Source organism: Mesorhizobium sp. M8A.F.Ca.ET.218.01.1.1 (assembly GCF_004791165.1).
Lineage (GTDB): Bacteria > Pseudomonadota > Alphaproteobacteria > Rhizobiales > Rhizobiaceae > Mesorhizobium.
Map to the genome: position 1 here is coordinate 1 of NZ_SRUZ01000199.1, position 286 is coordinate 286.

1 protein-coding gene is annotated in these 286 nt (G+C 58.7%); it reads left to right on the forward strand.

Features of this window, described 5'->3' with window-relative positions:
• Positions 1-286 (forward strand): SRPBCC family protein (locus tag EN861_RS35005; RefSeq protein ID WP_281041232.1); only part of this gene is annotated, 286 nt, incomplete at both ends.

The following is a 286-nucleotide window of genomic DNA, read 5'->3' on the forward strand; positions in this document are numbered from 1 at the left end:
GCTTTGCGAGGCGCTGACGGTCCGCTCGCGCAAGGAACGTGACGGGCGCACCATCCTCGTCGCCGACATGAGCATCGGCTACAAGGCGATCCGCGAAACCTTCACCACGCAGGTGCTGCTGAAGCCGGACGAGAATGCCATCGACGTGAAATACATCGATGGCCCGTTCAAGTATCTGAGCAATGTCTGGCGTTTCGAAGTCGACGGCAGCGGTTGCGTCGTCCGTTTCTTCATCGACTATGAGTTCAAGAGCCGCATCCTGGGCGCGCTAATGGGAACCATGTTC